Below are 21,750 nucleotides of genomic sequence, written 5' to 3' on the forward strand. Positions count from 1 at the left end.
CGCTATGACAGAACAACAGAAATTAACCTTCCCGATGCTTATGCAACAGTTGGATCCGCTGATGTTGCGTGACAAACAGCGCTTTGCCCGCCGCCTGCATGGGGTAAAGAAGGTTAAAAATCCTGATGCACAACAGGCCATTTTCCAGGAGATGGCGAAAGAGATTGAACAGGCGGCGGGTAAGGTTGTGCTGCGCGAAGCCGCGCGCCCGGCCATTACCTATCCGGAAAACCTGCCCGTCAGCCAGAAAAAACAGGCGATCCTCGAAGCCGTGCGCGATCACCAGGTGGTGATTGTGGCGGGGGAGACCGGCTCCGGCAAAACCACCCAGCTGCCAAAAATTTGTATGGAGCTGGGGCGCGGGATCAAGGGCCTGATCGGCCACACCCAGCCGCGTCGTCTGGCGGCGCGAACGGTGGCGAACCGTATTGCCGAAGAGCTGCAAACCGAGCCGGGCGGCTGCATCGGCTATAAGGTGCGCTTCAGCGATCACGTCAGCGACAACACCATGGTCAAGCTGATGACCGACGGCATTCTGCTGGCGGAGATCCAGCAGGACCGGCTGCTGATGCAGTATGACACCATCATCATCGATGAAGCGCACGAGCGCAGCCTGAACATCGACTTCCTGCTGGGCTACCTGCGGGAGCTGCTGCCGCGTCGCCCGGATCTGAAAGTGATCATCACCTCGGCCACCATCGACCCGGAACGTTTTTCGCGTCATTTCAACAATGCGCCGATTATCGAAGTCTCGGGGCGCACCTATCCGGTTGAGGTCCGCTATCGTCCGATGGTGGAAGACGCCGACGACACCGAGCGCGATCAGCTCCAGGCCATTTTCGATGCGGTGGATGAGCTGGGAAATGAAAGCCCGGGCGATATCCTGATCTTTATGAGCGGCGAGCGCGAAATCCGCGATACCGCCGACGCGCTGAGCAAACGCGACCTGCGCCATACCGAGATCCTGCCGCTGTATGCACGTCTCTCCAACAGCGAGCAGAACCGCGTCTTCCAGGCCCACAGCGGTCGCCGGATCGTGCTGGCGACCAACGTGGCGGAAACGTCCCTTACCGTGCCGGGCATTAAATATGTGATCGACCCCGGCACGGCGCGTATCAGCCGCTACAGCTACCGCACCAAGGTGCAGCGACTGCCGATCGAGCCGGTGTCGCAGGCCTCCGCCAACCAGCGTAAGGGCCGCTGCGGACGTGTCTCGGAAGGGATCTGTATCCGTCTCTATTCGGAAGACGATTTCCTCTCGCGCCCGGAGTTTACCGACCCGGAAATTCTGCGTACCAACCTGGCGTCGGTTATTCTGCAGATGACTGCCCTCGGACTGGGCGATATCGCCGCCTTCCCGTTTGTGGAAGCGCCGGACAAGCGCAACATCCAGGACGGCGTGCGCCTGCTGGAGGAGCTGGGGGCGATCACCACCGACGAGCAGGCCACGGTCTACAAGCTGACCCCCATGGGGCGCCAGCTCAGCCAGCTGCCGGTTGACCCGCGCCTGGCGCGGATGGTGCTGGAGGCGCAAAAACATGGCTGCGTGCGTGAGGCGATGATTATCACTTCGGCGCTCTCCATCCAGGATCCGCGCGAGCGCCCGATGGACAAACAGCAGGCCTCCGACGAGAAGCACCGCCGTTTCCACGATAAAGAGTCCGACTTCCTTGCCTTTGTGAACCTGTGGAACTACATCGGCGAGCAGCAGAAAGCGCTTTCCTCAAACCAGTTCCGCCGCCAGTGCCGGGTCGATTTCCTTAACTACCTGCGGGTGCGCGAGTGGCAGGATATCTACACCCAGCTGCGCCAGGTGGTGAAAGAGCTGGGCATTCCGGTCAACAGCGAGCCGGCGGAGTACCGCGAAATTCATATCGCGCTGCTGACCGGTCTGCTGTCGCATATCGGCATGAAAGATGCCGATAAGCAGGAATTTACCGGGGCGCGTAACGCCCGCTTCGCCATCTTCCCCGGCTCCGGCCTGTTCAAAAAGCCGCCGAAGTGGACGATGGTGGCCGAGCTGGTGGAGACCAGCCGTCTGTGGGGCCGCATTGCCGCACGCATCGATCCGGAGTGGGTCGAACCGGTGGCGCAGCATCTGCTGAAGCGCTCATACAGTGAGCCGCACTGGGAGCGGGCGCAGGGGGCGGTAATGGCCACCGAGAAGGTCACCGTCTACGGTCTGCCGGTGGTGGCGGCGCGTAAGGTCAACTACAGCCAGATCGACCCGGCGCTCAGCCGCGAACTGTTTATCCGCCACGCGCTGGTGGAGGGGGACTGGCAGACGCGCCACGCCTTCTTCCGGGAAAATCTCAAGCTGCGCAGCGAAGTGGAAGAGCTGGAGCACAAAACCCGTCGCCGCGACATCCTGGTGGATGACGAGACGCTGTTTGAGTTTTACGACCAGCGCATCAGCCACGACGTGATTTCTGCCCGCCACTTTGACAACTGGTGGAAAAAAGTCAGCCGCGAGACCCCGGACCTGCTCAACTTTGAAAAGAGCATGTTGATCAAAGAGGGGGCGGAGCAGGTCAGCAAGCTCGACTACCCGAACTTCTGGCACCAGGGCAACCTCAAGCTGCGCCTGAGCTACCAGTTTGAACCGGGCACCGATGCCGACGGCGTGACCGTGCATATCCCGCTGCCGCTGCTCAACCAGGTGGAGGAGAGCGGGTTTGAGTGGCAGATCCCCGGCCTGCGCCGCGAGCTGGTTATCGCTCTGATTAAATCGCTGCCAAAACCGGTGCGCCGCAACTTTGTGCCTGCGCCGAACTACGCCGAGGCGTTTTTAGGCCGCGCCACGCCGCTGGAGCTGCCGCTGCTGGATTCGCTGGAGCGCGAGCTGCGTCGCATGACGGGCGTCACCATCGACCGCGAAGACTGGCACTGGGATCAGGTGCCCGATCACCTGAAAATTAGCTTCCGGGTAGTGGATGATAAAAACAGAAAGCTGCAGGAAGGTCGCTCCCTGACCGAACTGAAAGAGGCCTTAAAAGGCAAGGTCCAGGAGACCCTCTCTGCCGTGGCCGACGACGGTATCGAACAGAGCGGGCTGCATATCTGGAGCTTTGGTCAGCTGCCGGAAAGCTACGAGCAGAAGCGCGGCAACTACAAGGTGAAAGCCTGGCCCGCGCTGGTGGACGAGCGCGAGAGCGTGGCGATCAAGCTGTTCGATAATCCGCAGGAGCAGCAGCAGGCGATGTGGCGCGGGCTGCGCCGTCTGTTGCTGTTGAACATCCCGTCGCCGATCAAATATCTGCACGAGAAGCTGCCGAACAAGGCCAAGCTGGGGCTCTACTTTAACCCGTACGGCAAGGTGCTGGATCTGATCGACGACTGCATCTCCTGCGGCGTGGATCAGCTGATCAACGCTGCTGGCGGCCCGGTCTGGACCGAAGAGGGGTTTGCGCAACTGCACGAAAAAGTGCGCGCTGAGCTCAACGAGACTGTGGTCAACATTGCGAAGCAGGTCGAACAGATCCTGACTGCGGTGTTCAATATCAACAAGCGCCTGAAAGGGCGGGTAGATATGACCATGGCGCTGGGGCTCTCGGACGTAAAAGCGCAGATGGCGGGGCTGGTCTATCGCGGGTTTGTGACCGGCAACGGGTACAAGCGTTTAGGCGATACGCTGCGCTATTTGCAGGCGATTGAAAAACGTCTGGAGAAGATGGCGATCGATCCGCACCGCGACCGGGCGCAGATGTTGAAGGTGGAAGCGGTGCAGCAGCGCTGGCAGCAGTGGCTGAACAAGCTGCCACCGGCCCGCCGCGATGACGAAGATGTACAGGAGATCCGCTGGATGATTGAAGAGCTGCGCGTCAGCTTCTTTGCCCAGCAGCTGGGGACGCCATACCCCATCTCCGATAAGCGGATTTTGCAGGCGATGGAGCAGATCTCGGCTTAACATCGCCGGGCGGCGCATGCGCTTGCCCGGCCTACAATCCTGCCATGAAGTTGTTGTAGGCCCGGTAGGCGTAGCGCCACCGGGCATTTCTTTAACCGTTCACCATCGCCAGCGTAAACCCATCCCATCCTTTCACACCCACCGTCTGTAACGCGGTGGCGGTCAGGCGCGGATTATCGCCGATCATCTCAATAAACCGCCGCACCCCGTGTACCCGGGCGTCGTCGCTCTGGCCGTTAACCACTTCTCCGTCCCGCACCACGTTATCGCCGATGATCACCGTCCCCGGCCGGGAGTAATGCAGCGCCCACTCCAGATAGCCCGGGTTATTCGGTTTATCGGCATCGATAAAGATCAGATCAAAAGGCGGGATCGCATCGAAGCGCTCAAGGGAGAGCAGGGCCGGACCTTCGATCAGCTCAATACGCTGCTCCAGTCCCGCCAGATGAATGTTCTGCCGGGCGACCTGAGCGTGAACCGGGTCGGCCTCCAGCGTGATCAGCTTGCCATCCGCGGGCAGGGCGCGCGCCATCCAGATACTGCTGTAAGCCCCGAGGGTGCCAATCTCCAGAATGCGCCTCGCCTGGGTCATGCGGACAAACAGCGCCAGTAACTGCCCCTGATTGGCGGCGACGTCGTGGGCTGGTAACCCGGCGCGCTGGTTATTATCAAGGACCTTTTGCAGCACCTCATCCTGAGGAATAAGCTCGGAAATCATGTAATTATCTACGGCAGACCACTGTTGTTGCATAGATTGACCCCTTAGTACGTATATTGCCCGGCGGCGCTACGCTTGCACGGGCCTATGAAACCTGTAGGCCGGGCAAGCGCATGCGCCGCCCGGCGTTTACGATGCCGACCAGCCGCCGCCCAGTGCCTTATACAGATCGATCTGCGCCAGCAGCAGGTTATTTTTCGCCTGCACCACGCTGGTCTGCACCGAGAACAGCGTGCGCTGGGCGTCGAGCACGTCCAGATAGGATGAATAGCCGTTGCGGTAGCGATTCTGGGCGATACGCAGCGTCTCCTGGGCGACCGCCTGCTGCGCCACCAGCTCGGTCAACTGCTCGCCATAGCGGGCGATGGCATCCAGGCTATCGTTCACCTCTTTAAAGGCATTGCGCACGGTTTTTTCATAGCTGTAGAGCGCCTGGTTGCGCTGCGACTGGCCGATATCCACCTGGGCGTTCAGCGCCTGACGGTTCAGCAGCGGGGCCAGAATACTGCCGCCGATGCTCCACAGCTCCAGCGGGTTGTCCAGCAGACCGGGCAGGGTGCGATCCTGGATCGATCCGCTCGCGGTCAGGTTGATCGATGGCAGCAGACTGGCGCGCGAAGCCGCAAGCGAGGCATCGGCGGCAATGAGCTGGCGTTCCGCCTGCACAATATCCGGGCGGCGATTAAGCAGCGTTGAGGGCAGTTGCGACGGGATACGCAGCGGCGTCAGAGCATCGAAATCGTCACTGCGGGCGATACTCCCCGGATTACCCCCCAGCAGCAGGCTGAGCGCATTCTCCTGACGGGCAATCTGGTTCTGCACCTGCGGGATCTGCGCCCGCGTCGAGCGCAACTCGGAGTCGGACTGCATCAGCTCCAGGCGCGAACTGTAGCCGGTCTGATACTGCCGCTGTGCCAGGTTAAAGGCCTCTTCCCGCGCTTTGAGGGTCGACTGCGTGACCTTAAGCTGCTCGTCCAGCGCCAGCAGGGTGACGTACCCCGAGGCCACCGAGGAGGCCACCGTCAGATCGGCCGCGGCGGCGGCCGCCTTTTGCGCCTCGAGGCTCGCCCGGGCGGCATCGGTGGTGCGGCGGTTCGCCCCCCAGATGTCTACGTCGTAGCTGGCAGTCAGGCTGCCTTTGTAGAGCGCCCCATAGGTTGGCAGACCGGTTGCCGCCGACTGAGAACGGGCGCGACCCGCATTGAGATCGGCATCCAGGGTCGGAAACAGGTTACCCTCGCTGGCGTAGACCCGCGCCTGGTACTCGTTGATTCGCTCCCGGGCAATCAGCACGTCACTGTTGTTACGCAGGGCCTGGTCAACGTAAGCGTTGAGATGATTGTCGTGAAAATTGCGCCACCACATCTGCTCAGCCGGGCTGGCAGGGCCGGTGCTGGCGCGCCACTGGGCGGGGATCTGTAGCGTCGGCTTCGCTGGCTCAACATCCACCGACTGGCAGGCGCTCAGGGCGGCGGCAATCAGCAGGGCGGTTAGCGGGCGGCGGATCATTCTGCCTCCCGGGTATCAATGGTCACCTGCACCGACATGCCAGGACGCAGCAGGGCCGACTCCTCCGGCTTGCCTAATACTTCAATACGCACCGGAATACGCTGGGCAATCTTGACGAAGTTCCCGGTGGCGTTATCGGGCGTAATGGCGCTGAACTCCACCCCGGTGGCGGGGGAGATGCTCTGCACCCGGCCTTCATAGGCTTTGTCGTTCAGGGCATCGACGGTGAATTTCACCGGCTGGCCAACGCGCAGGTTTGCCAGCTGGGTCTCTTTGATATTGGCGATCACCCAGTGCTGCGGCGGCACCAGGGTAGTGAGGTGGGTTCCGGCGGTCACATAGGCGCCTAAACGCACCGCAATTTGCCCGAGCTGGCCGTCGCGTGGCGCCACGATACGGGTATTTTGCAGGTCGATCTGCGCCAGCTCTAGGGCCGCCTTCGCGTTTTCGACGTCAGCCTCCAGCGCGGCGCGGTTAACGATGGCGGTTTGCAGATCCTGGCGCGACATCTCCAGCGTGGCCTTCGCCTGGTCGATGTCGGCGCTGCCCTGGGCGGCACTCGCCAGCGCCGCATCCCGCTCACGAATGGAGAGCGAGCCGTCGGCGGTTAAGTCCTTCACCCGCTTTAAGTCGGCCTGGGTCTTCTGGCTCTGGGCCCGGGCGTTTTTCAGCGCCGCTTCGTTACGCTGGATCACCGCCTCGGCGCTTTTGCGCTGTTGCAGGTTGTTGTTCAGCGCGGCAATTTTCATCGCCAGCTGGGCCTCAGCCTGGTGTACCCGCTGGCGGTAGATACGATCGTCAATCTGTAGCAGCAGGTCACCCTTCCTGACGCGCTCAAAATCCTGCACCCTGACCTCGGTGATATAGCCGTTCACCTGCGGGCTGATAAAGGTGGTCTGGCCGCGCACGTAGGCGTTATCGGTAAACTGGGTATGGCGGGTAAACGGCGGTAACTGCCAGGCGTAGAGGATCACCAACACGCCAACGATGCCGATGGCGGCAGCGGCGAACACTGACACCACGCGCAGATTATTACGGGTACTGGCCTGCTCTTTAGCGGCATCCTGCTGACTCATAACCACTCCTGGGAACGCACAATCATCATTATTGTATAAACCATTATTTACTGCCGGTGGCCTTTCTCAGCGCCAGACGGGCCGTGATACGAAGCCGCAGCAAACGCCACAGGATCCACACCAGCGTGGCGCTGGCAATGCCAGCCGTCAGAAGATAAGTATCGTTGTAAGCGAGAATATTTGCCTGCAGCGTGCTGGCGTTCTGTAGTTGCAACGCCGACTGGGTGCTCAGTAGGGCGCTGTCGCCAATCAGGCTCCGGTACATCTGGCTGTAGATCTGCAGGCGCTCGTTCACCAGCGGATTAAGGCTGGTGAGCTGTTCCGCCAGCAGGCTGGAGTGGTACTTCTCACGCCAGGTCTGGAAGGTGCCGAGAATGGCGGAACCCAACAGCCCGCCGATGTTCTGGCTCATGCCGAACAGCACCGAAAAACTGACCAGGTTGCGCGGATCGGCAATCACCCCGCCAATCCCGGCCAGCATCGCCGGGGCCAGGAAGAATGCACTGCCGAAACCCAGCAGGAACTGGCTCAGCATTAGCTGATCCGGGCGGGTGAGGCTGCTGGACTGGCTGTCGAGCAGCGAGGCGATAATCATCAGCACCAGCGAGGTGACAATCGGCCAGGCGAGCTTTGTCGGTTTGATGGTCAGGCAGCTTGCGGCGATGCCGCAGAGGATGCCGGCAAAAATCGCCCAGGCCAGGTGGGTCATCTGCTCGTTCTGCAACCCGACATACTGCAACCAGCCAATCACCCCGGTATTCTGCTCCGCCAGCACGATGCGGATCAGCAGCATAATCAGCCCCAGGCGCAGAATGCTGCCGCTGGAGAGCCAGCGGGTATTCAGCAGTGGGTTGCTGCGGTTATGTTCGAAGACCACCGCCGAGACAATCAGCACCAGCGAACCTGCCAGCGCCCAGCCGATCCACGGCGTTTCAAACCACCACTCCAGCCGCCCAAGGGAGAGCACCGCGCAGAGCAGCGCCATCCCCGGAGCCAGCAGGATAAAGGTGATGAAATCTTTCTTCTCGAACACCTTGCGCCGGTCGCCAGGGGGGAGCTTGAGGGCGATGACGCAGCCCAGCGAGATCAGCGCCAGACCCAGCTCAAAGAGATAGAGCCCGCGCCACTCGTCCAGCTGCAGCAGCTCGGTGGAAAAGAGCCGCGCAATGGGGATCGCCAGCGAGGAACCGGTGATACCAATGGTCAGGGCCTTCAGGCGGTGTTTCGCCGGCCAGGCCTGGATCTGATAGTAGATCCCAAGCGAGCTGAGCGCCGCGGCCACCATGCCGTGGGCGGCGCGCACCATCAGGGCCGAGCTGAGATCGTTGACGAAGAGGTGAAAGAAGGTCACCAGCACATAGAGCACCAGGAACCCTTCGGTAAAGGCGCGCAGGCCGAACTGCTGGCGAAACTTCACCAGCAGCAGGTTTATCGACACGTTAGTCATCACGTACACCGCGGGCAGCCAGGCGATCTCGGTGGACCAGGCGGCAAAGGTGCCCTGCAGATTTTGCAGGTTGGCCGAAACCATGGCATTGCCCAGCGCGCCGGTAAGGCATACCAGCAGTCCCACCACACCGTAGGCCACCCGTTTGGGCGTGCTGTGGATCGGGGTGGAGGGGGAGCCTAACAGCATTGGCTTTTCGTGAGGCTGCCACTCGCGAGGAGCATAAGGGTCGCGTTGGGGCAGTCGCATAGCGTTTATTACCTGTCGCATTGATGATAGTTAGTGGGCTAATGATTCTACGTCTGACGCAAAGTCTGTTTCAAGTGAATATGATAATAGCGGGTTAATCAAATGTGAGCGGTAAGTATGACAGCGGCCAGCAAGTGCTGGCCGCCTGGGGATCAGAGTTCGTGGGTTTGTGCGTTGATGACCGGGGCGCGTTTAACCCGGCTGGCACAGAAGATCGCAATCAGGGAGATGGTCACTGTGACCGCCAGATACCAGGCCACCGGCACCCAGTCGCCGTTATATTTCGCCAGCAGGCCGGTGGCAATCAGCGGCGCGGTGCCGCCCGCCAGGGCTGCGCCCAGCTGATAGCCGAGGGTGATGCCGGTGTAGCGCACGTTGGCGGTGAAAATTTCTGAACAGAGGGTGCCGAGTACCGCGGTGACCGGCGCCCACAGCACGCCGAAAGCGATGACGGTAGCCAGCACGATGCCCCACGTGGTGCCGGTGTTGAGCAGCATAAACCACGGCACGATAAACAGGCCGAGGACAAAGACGCTGACGGCATACATTCGCTGGCGACCAACCTTATCCGACAGCAATCCCATCAGCGGGATCATGATGGTGGCGACCAGCGCCCCGAGGGTCACGGCCTCCAGCGCCTGCGATTTTTGATAGCTGAGCGTGGTAGTGGCGTAGCTGACCACAAAGGTGGAGAAGATGTAGAAGGGCGCGGTCTCAACCACTTTTAGCCCGGCGGCGATCAGCACTTCGCGCCAGTGGTATTTCAGCGTATCGCGCAGCGGAGCTTTGGCCACCTTGCCGGAGGATTTCACCTTTTTAAACTCCGGCGTTTCGTCGATATCCTTACGGATCCACAGGCCGAGCAGCACCAGCACCGAACTCAGCAGGAACGGAATACGCCAGCCCCAGGAGAGGAAATCCTCTTCGCTGAAGAGCGTCATCAGCGAGACGATAAAGGTCGCCATCAGCATGCCGATGGTGACCCCCGCCTGAGGAATGCTGCCAAAGAAGCCTTTGCGCTTCTCAGGCGCATATTCATAAGCCAGCAGCAGAGCACCGCCCCATTCGCCGCCAATTCCCATTCCCTGAATAATGCGCATCAGGATCAGCAGGGCCGGGGCCCAGAGGCCAATCTGCTCATAGGTAGGTAACAGCCCAATCATCACGGTTGCACCCCCCATCAACGATAGGGTTAACACCAGCGTTTTTTTGCGCCCGATACGATCCCCGATGTGGGCGAATATCACCCCCCCGATGGGGCGGATAAAGAAAGTTAACGAGAACGAGAGATAGGACAAAATCAGGCCGATGACCGGGTCGACCATCGGGAAGAAGATCTTGTTGAACACCAGCGCCGCGGCTGTGCCGTAAAGAAAATAGTCAAACCATTCAATGGCGCTGCCGGTGAGGCTGGCGACCAGCACCTTTTTATTTTTGCGTAAAACTGCGGTACTGCTTTCGTGTTGTTGTGTCATACCGTGATCCCGCCCAGTGGATGATGAAGCGGGTGACACCCGGCGCGCTTCGGGTGCAACCCGATAAGAGTAAAAGGTTGTCGAATTGTTAAGCAACTTAGGGAGAGCTGTTACTTTTGGCAAGCAGGACGAGGTGAAAACTGGTCAGATCACGCTGAAATAAGCAGCAATCACTGCTTTTAATGGCGATATTTCTGGCGCTTAATTTTTTTAATGGCCTAAGTTACAGCATATAATGCAGGTGCAACCGCCTGATTTTTGGACGTTTCTGGTTATTTCAGTTTAATGACTATTCTTATAAGGTAACTGCCGATTTCGCTTTCAGAGGGATCCTCTGTTAACCGACGGCCCGCGCGTTACCCTGAACTTACTTGCTGGAAGGAGGTAACGATGAGTCTCACAATCTTCCCGTCTCTGCCGGATAAAACCCTGTCTGCGGTCAATACAGTCGGCGCCTGGCTCGCTGAAGACAATCTGCCTTACAATCCGCCCGCGCTACAGCCGGATCTGGTGGTGCTGGCCGGTAATGCGGTGATCCCCTCCATCGACGCAGCCTGCCGTCTGGCATCGGAGCTTGCCGTGCCGCTGCTGATCAGCGGCGGGATAGGCCATTCCACCACCTTTTTATATGCCGCCATCGCGCAGCATCCCCGCTATAACAAGGTGCGCACCACTGGCAAAGCGGAAGCCACCATTCTGGCGGAGATCGCCCGGGAGTTCTGGTCTGTTCCGCCGGAACGGCTGCTGGTGGAAGATCAGTCCACCAACTGCGGTGAAAATGCCCGCTTCAGCGCCGCCATGATCCAGCACCATCCTCTGGCGGTGAAGCGCGGGATTGTGGTGCAGGACCCGACCATGCAGCGGCGGACGATGGCGACCTTTGCCCGTATATATCGTGATAAGCCGGATGCCCCGGCGTGGACCAGCCATCCTGGCATTGTGCCGCAGCTGCAAAACAGTGATGACGGTCTGGTGTTTCGCGGCGGCGGCGAGGGGCTATGGCCCGTCGAGCGCTATCTGTCGCTGGTGCTGGGCGAGCTCCCGCGCCTGCGGGATGACATCAATGGCTACGGTCCGCTTGGCCGCGATTTTATCGTGCATGTGGATATTCCTGCCGAGGTAGAGGCCGCCTGGCAGATCCTGCGTCATGATGCGGTGCTCACCGAAGCGCTGGCCAGCCGCGCGCTGCTGTAACGCGTTGCCCGTTTGCGATGAGTTTGACGCAAACGGGCAACTCTCTGTTGCCGGAATGTAATGTTTTCCTCCTGCTGACCCGTTTCTTTTATGAGATATCTCACAAAAACAGCGCGATACGCTGGGATTGAGGATCGGGAACTGTAGTTTTTAACAATAATTTTACTTGTTAAAAACAGTGTAATTACAGGAGCGAGTCATGACAGTACCCGTACAACATCCTATGTATATCGATGGACAGTTTGTAGCCTGGCAGGGTGATGCCTGGATTGATGTCATCAATCCGGCCACCGAAGAGGTCATTTCCCGTATTCCCGACGGCAGTGCCGAAGATGCCCGTAAGGCGATAGACGCAGCCGAACGCGCCCAGGAGGCCTGGGAGGCGCTGCCTGCCATCCAGCGCGCAGGCTGGCTGCGTAAAATCGCGGCAGGCATTCGCGAGCGCGCCAGTGAGATTAGCGCCCTGATTGTTGCTGAAGGCGGTAAGATCCAGCAGCTCGCGGAGGTTGAGGTCGCCTTCACCGCCGACTATCTCGACTACATGGCGGAGTGGGCCCGCCGCTACGAGGGCGAAATTATCCAGAGCGATCGTCCGGGCGAAAACATCCTGCTGTTCAAACGCGCCCTGGGGGTTACCACCGGCATCCTGCCGTGGAACTTCCCCTTCTTCCTGATTGCCCGCAAGCTGGCGCCTGCGCTGCTGACCGGCAACACCATCGTGATTAAGCCGAGCGAATTCACTCCAAATAACGCCATCGCCTTTGCCAAAATCGTCGACGAGATCGGCCTGCCGAAAGGGGTCTTTAACCTGGTGCTGGGTCGCGGGGAAACCGTGGGCCAGGAGCTGGCGGGCAACCCGAAAGTGGCGATGGTCAGCATGACCGGCAGCGTGGCCGCAGGCGAGAAGATCATGGCCGCCGCCGCGAAGAACATCACCAAAGTGTGCCTCGAGCTGGGCGGTAAAGCCCCGGCTATCGTGATGGACGACGCAGATCTGGAGCTGGCGGTGAAGGCGATTGTTGACTCGCGGGTGATCAACACCGGGCAGGTCTGTAACTGCGCCGAGCGCGTCTATGTGCAGAAGGGGATCTACGACCGCTTTGCAAACCGTCTGGGCGAAGCGATGAAAGCGGTGCAGTTTGGCAACCCGGCCGAGCGTAACGACATCGCCATGGGCCCGCTGATCAACGCCGCGGCGCTGGCGCGTGTTGAGCAGAAGGTGGCGCTGGCGGTAGAGCAGGGAGCGAAAGTGGTGCTGGGCGGCAAAGCGGTGGAAGGGAAGGGCTACTTCTATCCGCCAACGCTGCTGCTGGACGTGCGTCAGGAGATGAGCATCATGCACGAAGAGACCTTCGGACCGGTGCTGCCGGTGGTGGTATTTGACACCCTGGAGGAGGCGCTGAAGATGGCCAACGACAGCGATTATGGTCTGACATCTTCGATTTATACCCAGGATCTGAACGTGGCGATGAAGGCCATTAAAGGGCTGAAGTTCGGTGAAACCTATATCAACCGCGAGAACTTTGAAGCGATGCAGGGCTTCCACGCGGGATGGCGTAAATCGGGGATCGGCGGCGCGGATGGCAAACACGGTCTGCACGAGTATTTGCAGACCCAGGTGGTCTATTTGCAGTCGTGATAGAGACGCCGGGTGGCGCGAGGCTTGCCGGGTGGCGGCTTCGCCTTACCCGGCCTACGTGTCCGATGCCGTTTGCCGGTTTTGTAGGCCGGGTAAGCGCAGCGCCACCCGGCATCCAGACTGCACCCTTCCGCTTACACCTTCTTCGCGATCCAGTTCATCATCAGCTCCGGCCAGAGGGCCACCGGCAGCCCCTGGGCATCGCGGATGCCGAAGCCATGTCTCCCGCGCTCAAACAGATGCATCTCAACCGGCACCCCAACGCGGCGCAGGGCGGTGAACATCGCCAGGCTGTTCTCGACCTTCACCGCCGGATCGTCGGCGGCATGCAGCAGGAAGGTCGGCGGGGCATCGCGGGTGACGCGCGCTTCCAGCGAATAGCGGCGGATCAGCTCTTCGCCAGGGTTGTCACCCATCAGCTCCAGGCGCGAGCCCGGGTGGTAGTGTTCGCCCTGCATGGTGATCACCGGATAGACCAGCGCCATAAAAGCCGGACGGGCGGATAGCGCGTCGGCGGCGTCGAGCGGGGCGTATACCGTTTCGTCATGGCGGGTGCCGAGGCTCGCCGCCACGTGTCCGCCCGCCGAGAAGCCCAGTACCCCAATCCGCGCCGGATCCAGCTGCCACTCCCCGGCACTGGCGCGGATCACCCGCATGGCGCGCTGGATGTCGGCCAGCGGCGCGTCGGCCCCCTCTTCATGACCATCCCCCGGCATGCGGTAGGTCATCACAAACAGGGTGTAGCCGCGGGCGTTAAAGAAGGAGGCCAGCGCGCTGCCCTCTTTATCCAGCACCACGCGGCGGTATGACCCGCCCGGCGTCACCAGGATGCCCACCCCGTTAGGTTTGCTCGGGGCATAGACGGTTATCTCCGGGGCGCGGATGCCGGTGACGGCGCGATCAAAGTGGGAGGTACCGGTGTGGTGGGGTTCCGGGGTAAAGACGGTGTCGCTGGTCTGTGCGCCCGGGGCTTCATTATCGGGCCAGATGGTCAACGTGGCCGAACGGCTAACAGCGTGGGCCATATTCTATTCGAGTGTTTCACGGCTGAGTGCTTCCATGTTAACGCTCCCTCTCTGGAAAGCGTTTGTTATAGCAGGGTTAACGGAATGAAAACCTGAACAGTTTCACAGGTTGCGGACAGCCTGGCTGTCCGCAGGGTGATTACAGCGCCGCGAACTTATCCAGGGTCCGCACCAGCTGGGTGACAAAACCATATTCGTTGTCGTACCAGGCGACGGTTTTCACCAGCTGGACATCGCCCGCCTCGGTGACCTCGGTCTGGGTGGCATCGAATATCGACCCAAAGTGGCTGCCGATCACATCGGACGAGACAATCTCTTCGTCGGTATAACCGAAGGATTCGTTGCCCTCAGTGGCCTTTTTCAGCGCCTGATGGATCTCATCCACGCTCACTTTTTTATCCAGAATAGAGACCAGCTCGGTGACGGAGCCGGTTTTAACCGGCACGCGCTGGGCGTGGCCTTTCAGCTTGCCGCTCAGGGCGGGGATCACCAGCCCAATGGCCTTCGCCGCGCCGGTGGTGTGCGGAATGATGTTTTCCGCCGCGGCGCGGGAGGCGCGAAGATCCTTGCCGCGCGGCCCATCCACCAGCGCCTGGGTGCCGGTATAGGCGTGGATGGTGGTCATGGTGCCCGCCTTGATGCCAAAGGCGTCGTGCAGCACTTTCGCCAGCGGGGCCAGGCAGTTGGTGGTGCAGGAGGCGACAGAGATAATGGTGTCACTGGCCTCGATGGTGTCGTCGTTAACGTTAAAGACGATGGTTTTCATCTCGCCGGCCGGGGCGGAGATCAGCACTTTTTTGGCGCCCGCGTCCAGATGGGCCTGGGATTTCTCCTGCGAGGTGTAGAACCCGGTGCACTCCACTACCAGATCCACGCCCGCAGATCGCCACGGGATGTTTTTCGCCTCTTTCTCGGCGTAAACCGAAATGGATTTCCCGTCGACGATCAGCGCGTCTTCAGTGAAGTCGACGCTCCAGGGGAAGGGGCCATAGTTAGAGTCATGTTTTAACAGGTAGGCCAGCACTTTTGGCGACGTCAAATCGTTAATCGCCACCACGCTATTACTGTCCTGCGTTTCCAGCAACCGACGGAGAACCAGTCGGCCAATACGACCAAAACCGTTAATGCCAATCTTACTCATGATCTTCTCCTGTGTGATGTACGGGACGTTGAACTCATCCAGGATTAGACCATGAAGCCCAGCGAGGCAATTGAAGATGGCTCATCTGCACGGAAGTTTTTGAAAAGTCCGGGAGAATAAATAATGAATTTTTAACTGAAGCTGGGTTATTTTACGTTTTTTAGCCTTCTGTTCAGGAAAGACTATGCGCAATAAATACACCGGCCTGCAAATCACGATCCACTGGCTGGTTTTTCTGCTGGTGATCGTGGCCTACTGTGCCATGGAGTTTCGCGGCTGGTTCCCCCGCAGCGACCGCCCACTGATCAATATGGTCCACGTTTCATGCGGCATCTCTGTACTGGTGCTGATGGTCGCGCGTCTGCTGGTGCGTCTTAAGTATCCCGCGCCGCCGATTGTGCCTAAGCCAAAACCGATGTATATCGGCTTATCGCATCTGGGGCACCTCGCCATCTATCTGCTGTTTATTGCGCTGCCGCTGATTGGGCTGGTGATGATGTATAACCGGGGCAATACCTGGTTTGCGTTCGGGCTGGGGATGCCGCACGCCGCCGAGTCCAATTTTGATCTCGTGGACACGCTGAAAGCGTGGCACGTCACCCTGGCGAAGCTGGGCTATTTCGTTATCGGGATCCACGCCTTTGCCGCGCTGCTTCACCACTACTACTGGAAAGACAATACCCTCCTGCGCATGATGCCGAAAAAACGCTAAGGGGATCCTGTGTCCCGTAAGCTGCGCAAAGTGCTGTTTGCCACCGGTGTCGGCCATTTTGTTGAATGGTTCGATTTTGGGCTTTACGGCACGCTGGCCGCGTTTATTGGCCTGCACTTTTTCCAGGCTGACGATCCGGCGTTGGCGCTGCTGTCGTCGTTCGCGGTCTTTGGCGCCGGGTTTGTGATGCGTCCGCTGGGCGGGCTGTGGTTTGGCTCCCTCGGGGACCGCATCGGACGCCGGAGGGTGCTGGCGTCGGTGATCATGCTGACCTCGGGCGCCACCTTTCTGATCGGACTGCTGCCCACTTATTCGCAGGTGGGGCTTCTCGCCACGGTGCTGCTGGTGCTGGTGCGTCTGGTTCAGGGATTTGCCGCCGGGGGCGAAAGCGCAGGAGCCACCACCTTTCTGGCGGAATATGCTCCCGCCCGCCGCCGGGGCTACTTTACCAGCTGGATCGATAACTTCGGCTTTCTGGCCTTTGTTGCCGCCTCTGGCCTGGTGCTGCTGCTCACCACGGTGCTGGGAGAGGCGGCGATGAATGCGTGGGGCTGGCGCATTCCCTTCCTGCTCGCCGGGCCGCTGGGCTGGATTGGCCTCTACCTGCGCACCCATCTTGAAGACTCTCCCGAATTCCTGGCGCTGAAGCAAAGCCATAAAACCGAGGCCGCCCCGCTGCAGGTGGCGGTCACCACCGAGCGGCGCGCGCTGGGCTTCTGCATCGGTTTTGTGGTCATCAAGGCGGTGGGGCACTGGATGCTACAGGCCTTTATTCCCGGCTACCTGACGACGGCGCTGCGCTTTCCGACGCAGCAGGCATACCTTATTACCACGCTCGGGCTGTTAGCTGTGGCGGTGATGGTGCCCTTTATGGGGTATCTGTCGGACAGGTTTGGCCGCAGGCCGCTGATGCTGGCGGGCTGCATGGGGTTTATCCTCCTGAGCTGGCCTGCCATGGGATTGATGGCGCAGGGCGATGTCGTCTCCGCGCTACTGGCGATGCTGTTGCTGGGGATCTGCATTGCCGCCTTTGACGGGGCCTGCTGCGCGGCTATCGCGGAGCTGTTTCCTACCCGGATTCGCTTTGGCGGTATCGCTATCGCCTATAACGTGGCGGTGGCGTTCTTTGGCGGTATCACGCCGTGGTTCTCGGCCTGGCTGGTTCTGAAGAGTGGCAATCCGCTCGCCCCCGCGCTGTTTGTCATGATGGCCGCCCTGATCACCTTCCTGACGGTGTTACGGGCGAAAGAGAGCGCCGGATTGCCGTTGCGTCGCTAGGGGCGGCATAAAAAGCCCGGCGGGGAAGGCCGGGCAAAAATAAACACAACAAATTTGCATCACTTAACAGCTGATTACTTCAGATCGCGGTGTGCCATGGCGTTGACCAGGTACGACTGACGCTGACTGAGCCTCACTTCACGGTCAGCGTCATCACGCTTGATGATATTGAGCGCCGGGCCGCCGCTATCCGGCGAACGCGTACACTCTGCATCCTCCGGAATTATCCAGCCAACATCATCACGGGTGCGATGATTATTGCGTGCGTTACGAACTCTTCGTCTCAAATGCATACTCTAACCTCCGTATAATATATCGGGCTGCGTTTGCATGGTGTGGCAAAATTGCCGCTCGGTACGTCCATGAATATATTGTCTGACATATCGCCGTTAGCGGAAGATATATCGCAGCGGATTACGCTGCGGGTTTGCGTCCGCCACCGCGACTATTTTGTCCGCCTTTTTTTCCCGCTTCGGATGCCCGCTGCGGGTCGTTCTTAAAGTTACCGCCGCTACTCTGTCCGCCTTTACGGCCCGCCTGGGATGCACGCTCCCGGTCTTCTGCGAAATTGCCGGAACCGCCTCGATGATTAGCCATAACTTGTCTCCAGTTTTTCGTTGAGAATACTTTTAAGGAAAACCAACTTCCTCAAATGCGTGCACAAATAAATCTAGACAGAACGGAACAAACGTCAATAAGCCTCCCGATGCGTTTTTTCCTTGCTCATGGCTAACAAATTTTATTTTTTCACCGGCTCCAGGGAATATATCCTCGCTAATAAATAAGTTAGCATTCCTTATATATCTGACGAATAATTTCCGGGTGGTAAAGGGTGTTTGCAGATTCATAAAATAATTCCCTTTCTGAGGGAATTTAAGATAAGTCTTAGCGGCTCTGCTCAGGCTCAATGGCCGCGATGGCCCGTAAATCGGGTGGCTGGCAGGTGATCAGCCGGGCGCTGATTATCGCACTACCTTTCATGGTGGTTGCCGCTCTGCTGACAATGCCTGCATCATTGCATGGGACAGGCTTTTCGGGCTGGGGCTCCCGCCACGCTGCTGCATGAGAGGGTGAGCCCGTTAATGGTATTTATCATCTTTGACGTGATTCTTTATGTCGTGGGATCACGAAAATTTGGCCGCTAATTTTATAAGGGATTCAGGATGTTTACAGGTCTGAGCGCATTTCCTCTCACGCCGTTGGTAAAGGGGGAGATTGATGAAAACGCCTTTGTTGCGCTGATTGAGGCGCTGGCGGCAGCGGGGGTAAATTCCATCGGCGCGCTGGGCTCCACGGGGAGTTACGCCTACTTAACCCGGGAGCAGCGTTTCGCCGCCACAAGGCTGGCGGTGAGTGCCGCCGCGGGCGTGCCGGTGATGACCAGTATCGGCAGCGTCAACGCAGAAGAGATCGTGAGACTGGCAGAGGATGCGCAAAAGGCCGGGGTGAGCGGTCTGCTGCTGGCCCCGCTCTGTTACCAGAAACTGACGGCGGAGGAAGTGTTCCGTCTGTACGAGCGCCTCTGCGGTGAAATTTCCGTTCCGCTCTGTATCTACGACAACCCGGCGACCAGCGGCTTTGAATTTAATGATGAACTGCTGGAGGCGCTGTCGTTTTTACCCAACATGGGTTCCATCAAGCTCGGCGATCTGCCTGCCGATCCGGCTGACGCCTTAGCCCGTGTGGCGAAGCTGAAAAGCCAGGTGGCGGCGGGGGTGACGATTGGCATCAGCGGTGATGCGCAGTCGGCTGCCGGTCTGCTGGCAGGGTGCGACGTCTGGTACTCGGTGCTGGCCGGACTTTTCCCGGATTATTGCCTGCGGTTGACGCAGGCGGCGCTGCGGGGGGATGTGGAGGAGACCCGGCGGCTTAACGGCGCGCTGGAGCCGTTATGGAGATTCTTCCGTCGCTACGGGAGTTTGCGGGTGATCGCGACGGTGGCGGAGCTGCGGGGAAGGGCTGCGGCGCCGTGTTTGCCTTTTCCGTTGCAGACGCTGGCGGGGGCGGAGCGGGATGCGTTGCAGGAGGTGGCAGAGCGGGTTTTGTAGGCCCGTGCAAGCGAAGCGCCGCCGGGCAATGCGCGGGCGGCCTGGCGATATCACCGAACTGATGGCAGAGGAGCGGGAGCGTGCCCGCACCCTCTGTATCCTTCATCAGCCTGTTTGAAGACCTCCAGACCAGAAAACATTTACAAAACAAATATTTCTAATTGCAATAATCACTTGTAAGCGAAGCGGTTAAGTAATAAACCGCCGTTGTCGGCCTGCGACTTGATTGCGCTTCGCGCCACGACTACTGTATATAAAAACAGTATTCGAGGAACGAATCATGGAGTTTTACCAACTTTCAGCGCTGCGCGAGGTGATTGCGCTCCCCCTTTTCAGCGATGTGGTGCAGTGCGGCTTTCCCAGTCCGGCCCAGGACTATGTTGAACAGCGTATCGATTTAAACAAATTACTTATTCAGCACCCCAACTCGACCTACTTTGTGAAAGCGGCCGGGGATTCGATGATTGACGCCGGGATCGGCGACGGCGATCTGCTGATTGTCGACAGCGCCAGAACGGCGCAGCACGGGGATATTGTTATCGCCGCGGTGGAGGGGGAATTTACGGTAAAACGCCTACAGCTCCGGCCCCGGGTACAGCTTAACCCGATGAACAGCGCTTATTCGCCCATCCTCGTGAGCAGCGAAGAGTCGCTCGATATCTTTGGCGTGGTGACCTATATCGTGAAGTCGGCGGATTAGGCTGCATACACCGGATCTTACCGATCGCATATCGCCAGAATTTGCTCCCTCATCCACACATGTCCGGGTGAGTTACCCAGCGTAGGGCTGTAATAGGCCTTCAGGATGTACTGCGGTGTCGGGAAAGGGGGAGCAAAAACCATCAGGTTTTTCATATCAAAGATCGACGCTATTCCTCTTTTGGGCAGCGTGATCGCCAGATCGGACTGGGAAACAATCAGAGGGGCGATCATCAGACTGGGAAGTTCCACGACGATCCGGCGACGTACCTGCTGGCTTTCCAGATAACGATCGATCATCCCGCGGCTTTCCAGCCACGGGCGCACCACCACATGCCCGGCACTCAGGTAACCTTCCTGCGTCAGCAAATCCTGGATATGCGGATGACCACGGCGCACGGCAACGACATAGTCATCGGTAAAACAGGTCATGGATTCGATGCCGCGTCGGGAGGGCTTTTGCTCCTCTTCGAACCCCAGGGCAAAATCGACCTTACCCGACAGCAGATCGTCATCGGCATTAAAATCCCGCGAATAGACAAGCTTAAGGGTGATGCCTGGCGCCAGCTGATTGACCCGTGCCACCAGCGCGGGCAGGATCACCGCGGCGGTGTAGTCCGTTACGGCAAAGGTGAATGTCTCCCGGCTTTTTTCCGCTTCGAAATCCCCAGACTCGAGCAGGCAGGAAGAGAGGCTGCCTAACGCCCCGGAAACCTTCGCCGCGATGCTTTCCGCTTTGGCCGTGGGCACCATCCGACCGCCGGTACGCACGAACAGCGGATCTGCAAGCGCGACCCGCAGGCGGTTCAGGGCATGGCTCAGCGCCGAAGGGCTAAGCGCTTGCTCATTGGCGGCAGCCGTGACGCTACCGTGCCGGTAGAGTGAATCGAAAACCAGCAGTAGATTCATATCGAGCTTACGTAGGGGTGAATACATATTTTCCCGGAATCCGGTTAAGTGCATATTATGCAGTTTATTATTGCATAACATGCAGCACAAACATGCCGGGAACAAGGTATTCTGTCGCCCACAACATGACGAAGAGGCAAAAATATGACTACCCCGGTATTCCGCCAGGCAACCGCAGCTGACATTGATCGTTGCCATGAGATTGAAAGGATGTCCTATGAAGGGGATGAAGCGGCAACGCGCGAAAAAATTGCAACCCGCATTAATCGCTACCCGGAAGGCTTTCTGTGCATAACGCTGGAGGGCGAAGTCATTGGATTCATTAATGCGGGCTGTGCATGGGACGTGGTGATGTCCGACGAAGCGTTTAAAGAACTGGTGGGCCACGATCCGGATGCCCCAAACGCAGTAATCATGTCCGTGGTGGTTCATCCGGATTTCCAGGGACAAGGCTATTCGTCATTGCTGATGCGTGAATTCGTGTCACGCATGAAGGCGATGCATAAAAAGACCATTCACCTGATGTGTAAAGATCGCCATGTCGATCTGTACGCCCATTTTGGCTACCGCTATATCAGGCCGTCGGAGTCCGATCACGGCGGGATGGCATGGCATGAAATGATGATGATGCTTTGATTTATCCTGAGTATCACCGCCGGCAAACATTATTCCGAAAAAGAGGTCAGGAAGCGCTTCGTCAAGCGCCTCGCTAACCCCTCCCTCT

At 59.0% G+C, this 21,750-nt stretch carries 18 protein-coding genes and 1 pseudogene; 9 read left to right on the forward strand and 10 right to left on the reverse strand.

Annotated elements, in window-relative coordinates; translation table 11 throughout:
• Positions 1-4: 4 nt before the first annotated feature.
• Entirely contained in the window at positions 5-3,907 is a 3,903-nt protein-coding gene (gene hrpA / locus ACOKCT_RS20415) for an ATP-dependent RNA helicase HrpA (protein WP_420193833.1), read from the forward strand.
• A gap of 91 nt (positions 3,908-3,998) precedes the next feature.
• Here the strand turns inward: hrpA and ACOKCT_RS20420 are convergent, their stop codons facing one another.
• The 5 genes from ACOKCT_RS20420 to ACOKCT_RS20440 all read right to left on the reverse strand — a co-directional run bounded on the left by ACOKCT_RS20420 (position 3,999) and on the right by ACOKCT_RS20440 (position 10,381).
• Positions 3,999-4,658, reverse strand: a complete 660-nt coding sequence (locus tag ACOKCT_RS20420) for an O-methyltransferase (RefSeq protein WP_103179782.1) — start codon at positions 4,656-4,658, stop codon at positions 3,999-4,001.
• A 96-nt stretch (positions 4,659-4,754) separates the two neighbouring features.
• Positions 4,755-6,134, reverse strand: coding sequence for an efflux transporter outer membrane subunit (locus ACOKCT_RS20425; protein WP_103179781.1), 1,380 nt, complete (start codon positions 6,132-6,134; stop codon positions 4,755-4,757).
• The gene (locus ACOKCT_RS20430) at positions 6,131-7,210 is read right to left on the reverse strand and encodes an HlyD family secretion protein (protein ID WP_103179780.1); all 1,080 of its coding nucleotides are present in this window, start codon (positions 7,208-7,210) and stop codon (positions 6,131-6,133) included. Before ACOKCT_RS20430 ends, ACOKCT_RS20425 begins: the two co-directional genes overlap by 4 nt.
• A gap of 43 nt (positions 7,211-7,253) precedes the next feature.
• The gene (locus ACOKCT_RS20435) at positions 7,254-8,906 is read right to left on the reverse strand and encodes an MFS transporter (protein WP_409201126.1); all 1,653 of its coding nucleotides are present in this window, start codon (positions 8,904-8,906) and stop codon (positions 7,254-7,256) included.
• Positions 8,907-9,058: 152 nt separating this feature from the next.
• Positions 9,059-10,381, reverse strand: coding sequence for an MFS transporter (locus tag ACOKCT_RS20440; RefSeq protein ID WP_103179779.1), 1,323 nt, complete (start codon positions 10,379-10,381; stop codon positions 9,059-9,061).
• Positions 10,382-10,771: 390 nt separating this feature from the next.
• Between ACOKCT_RS20440 and ACOKCT_RS20445 the strand changes: the two genes are divergently transcribed.
• On the forward strand, positions 10,772-11,575 hold the full coding sequence (locus tag ACOKCT_RS20445) for a YdcF family protein (protein ID WP_420193834.1): 804 nt from the start codon (positions 10,772-10,774) through the stop codon (positions 11,573-11,575).
• A gap of 199 nt (positions 11,576-11,774) precedes the next feature.
• A complete protein-coding gene (gene aldA / locus ACOKCT_RS20450; RefSeq protein WP_420193835.1) occupies positions 11,775-13,214 on the forward strand; it encodes an aldehyde dehydrogenase in 1,440 nt (479 codons plus the stop codon).
• Between the two features lie 134 nt (positions 13,215-13,348).
• Here aldA and ACOKCT_RS20455 read toward each other — a convergent pair whose 3' ends face one another.
• Together ACOKCT_RS20455 and gap are read right to left on the reverse strand one after the other, a co-directional pair.
• Positions 13,349-14,239, reverse strand: a complete 891-nt coding sequence (locus ACOKCT_RS20455; RefSeq protein ID WP_420193836.1) for an alpha/beta hydrolase — start codon at positions 14,237-14,239, stop codon at positions 13,349-13,351.
• 139 nt (positions 14,240-14,378) lie between these two features.
• The gene (gene gap / locus ACOKCT_RS20460; protein ID WP_103179775.1) at positions 14,379-15,380 is read right to left on the reverse strand and encodes a type I glyceraldehyde-3-phosphate dehydrogenase; all 1,002 of its coding nucleotides are present in this window, start codon (positions 15,378-15,380) and stop codon (positions 14,379-14,381) included.
• 184 nt (positions 15,381-15,564) lie between these two features.
• Here gap and cybB point away from each other — a divergent pair, with 184 nt between their 5' ends.
• A complete protein-coding gene (gene cybB / locus ACOKCT_RS20465; protein WP_103179774.1) occupies positions 15,565-16,092 on the forward strand; it encodes a cytochrome b561 in 528 nt (175 codons plus the stop codon).
• A gap of 9 nt (positions 16,093-16,101) precedes the next feature.
• Positions 16,102-17,370 (forward strand): MFS transporter, encoded by a 1,269-nt coding sequence (locus ACOKCT_RS20470; protein WP_420193837.1) that lies wholly within the window; start codon positions 16,102-16,104, stop codon positions 17,368-17,370.
• A 74-nt stretch (positions 17,371-17,444) separates the two neighbouring features.
• Here the strand turns inward: ACOKCT_RS20470 and ACOKCT_RS20475 are convergent, their stop codons facing one another.
• Positions 17,445-17,663, reverse strand: coding sequence for a hypothetical protein (locus ACOKCT_RS20475; protein ID WP_103179773.1), 219 nt, complete (start codon positions 17,661-17,663; stop codon positions 17,445-17,447).
• Positions 17,664-17,784: 121 nt separating this feature from the next.
• Positions 17,785-17,967 carry a general stress protein gene (locus tag ACOKCT_RS20480; RefSeq protein ID WP_103179772.1) on the reverse strand — a complete coding sequence of 61 codons (183 nt, stop codon included), beginning with the start codon at positions 17,965-17,967 and terminating at the stop codon, positions 17,785-17,787.
• 313 nt (positions 17,968-18,280) lie between these two features.
• Between ACOKCT_RS20480 and ACOKCT_RS20485 the strand changes: the two are divergent.
• The 3 genes and pseudogenes from ACOKCT_RS20485 to ACOKCT_RS20495 form a co-directional block, all read left to right on the forward strand.
• A pseudogene (locus ACOKCT_RS20485) lies at positions 18,281-18,515 on the forward strand (EamA/RhaT family transporter); the annotation flags it as partial.
• An 18-nt stretch (positions 18,516-18,533) separates the two neighbouring features.
• Complete coding sequence (locus tag ACOKCT_RS20490; protein WP_159339383.1) at positions 18,534-19,418, forward strand: dihydrodipicolinate synthase family protein; 885 nt, start codon at positions 18,534-18,536, stop codon at positions 19,416-19,418.
• A gap of 280 nt (positions 19,419-19,698) precedes the next feature.
• Positions 19,699-20,118, forward strand: a complete 420-nt coding sequence (locus ACOKCT_RS20495) for a translesion error-prone DNA polymerase V autoproteolytic subunit (RefSeq protein ID WP_103179769.1) — start codon at positions 19,699-19,701, stop codon at positions 20,116-20,118.
• 17 nt (positions 20,119-20,135) lie between these two features.
• On the opposite strand, the gene ACOKCT_RS20500 is transcribed toward ACOKCT_RS20495, so the two are convergent.
• Positions 20,136-21,053, reverse strand: coding sequence for a LysR family transcriptional regulator (locus ACOKCT_RS20500; RefSeq protein ID WP_159339382.1), 918 nt, complete (start codon positions 21,051-21,053; stop codon positions 20,136-20,138).
• Positions 21,054-21,170: 117 nt separating this feature from the next.
• On the opposite strand from ACOKCT_RS20500, the gene ACOKCT_RS20505 reads away from it, so the two are divergent.
• Positions 21,171-21,662 carry a GNAT family N-acetyltransferase gene (locus tag ACOKCT_RS20505; RefSeq protein WP_103179767.1) on the forward strand — a complete coding sequence of 164 codons (492 nt, stop codon included), beginning with the start codon at positions 21,171-21,173 and terminating at the stop codon, positions 21,660-21,662.
• Positions 21,663-21,750: the final 88 nt, after the last annotated feature.

The sequence above is a fragment of the Leclercia sp. M-A074-M genome (assembly GCF_965195605.1).
GTDB lineage: Bacteria > Pseudomonadota > Gammaproteobacteria > Enterobacterales > Enterobacteriaceae > Enterobacter.

Excerpts from the sequence above, each read along its gene's own strand:
- ACOKCT_RS20440 (WP_103179779.1), bottom strand. The coding sequence starts at position 10,381 with ATGACACAACAACACGAAAGCAGTACCGCAGTTTTACGCAAAAATAAA.
- ACOKCT_RS20500 (WP_159339382.1), bottom strand. The coding sequence starts at position 21,053 with ATGTATTCACCCCTACGTAAGCTCGATATGAATCTACTGCTGGTTTTC.
- ACOKCT_RS20445 (WP_420193834.1), top strand. The coding sequence starts at position 10,772 with ATGAGTCTCACAATCTTCCCGTCTCTGCCGGATAAAACCCTGTCTGCG.
- gap (WP_103179775.1), bottom strand. The coding sequence starts at position 15,380 with ATGAGTAAGATTGGCATTAACGGTTTTGGTCGTATTGGCCGACTGGTT.
- ACOKCT_RS20425 (WP_103179781.1), bottom strand. The coding sequence starts at position 6,134 with ATGATCCGCCGCCCGCTAACCGCCCTGCTGATTGCCGCCGCCCTGAGC.
- ACOKCT_RS20505 (WP_103179767.1), top strand. The coding sequence starts at position 21,171 with ATGACTACCCCGGTATTCCGCCAGGCAACCGCAGCTGACATTGATCGT.
- ACOKCT_RS20475 (WP_103179773.1), bottom strand. The coding sequence starts at position 17,663 with ATGCATTTGAGACGAAGAGTTCGTAACGCACGCAATAATCATCGCACC.
- ACOKCT_RS20490 (WP_159339383.1), top strand. The coding sequence starts at position 18,534 with ATGTTTACAGGTCTGAGCGCATTTCCTCTCACGCCGTTGGTAAAGGGG.
- aldA (WP_420193835.1), top strand. The coding sequence starts at position 11,775 with ATGACAGTACCCGTACAACATCCTATGTATATCGATGGACAGTTTGTA.
- ACOKCT_RS20455 (WP_420193836.1), bottom strand. The coding sequence starts at position 14,239 with ATGGCCCACGCTGTTAGCCGTTCGGCCACGTTGACCATCTGGCCCGAT.
- ACOKCT_RS20480 (WP_103179772.1), bottom strand. The coding sequence starts at position 17,967 with ATGGCTAATCATCGAGGCGGTTCCGGCAATTTCGCAGAAGACCGGGAG.
- ACOKCT_RS20430 (WP_103179780.1), bottom strand. The coding sequence starts at position 7,210 with ATGAGTCAGCAGGATGCCGCTAAAGAGCAGGCCAGTACCCGTAATAAT.
- hrpA (WP_420193833.1), top strand. The coding sequence starts at position 5 with ATGACAGAACAACAGAAATTAACCTTCCCGATGCTTATGCAACAGTTG.
- ACOKCT_RS20435 (WP_409201126.1), bottom strand. The coding sequence starts at position 8,906 with ATGCGACTGCCCCAACGCGACCCTTATGCTCCTCGCGAGTGGCAGCCT.
- cybB (WP_103179774.1), top strand. The coding sequence starts at position 15,565 with ATGCGCAATAAATACACCGGCCTGCAAATCACGATCCACTGGCTGGTT.
- ACOKCT_RS20495 (WP_103179769.1), top strand. The coding sequence starts at position 19,699 with ATGGAGTTTTACCAACTTTCAGCGCTGCGCGAGGTGATTGCGCTCCCC.
- ACOKCT_RS20420 (WP_103179782.1), bottom strand. The coding sequence starts at position 4,658 with ATGCAACAACAGTGGTCTGCCGTAGATAATTACATGATTTCCGAGCTT.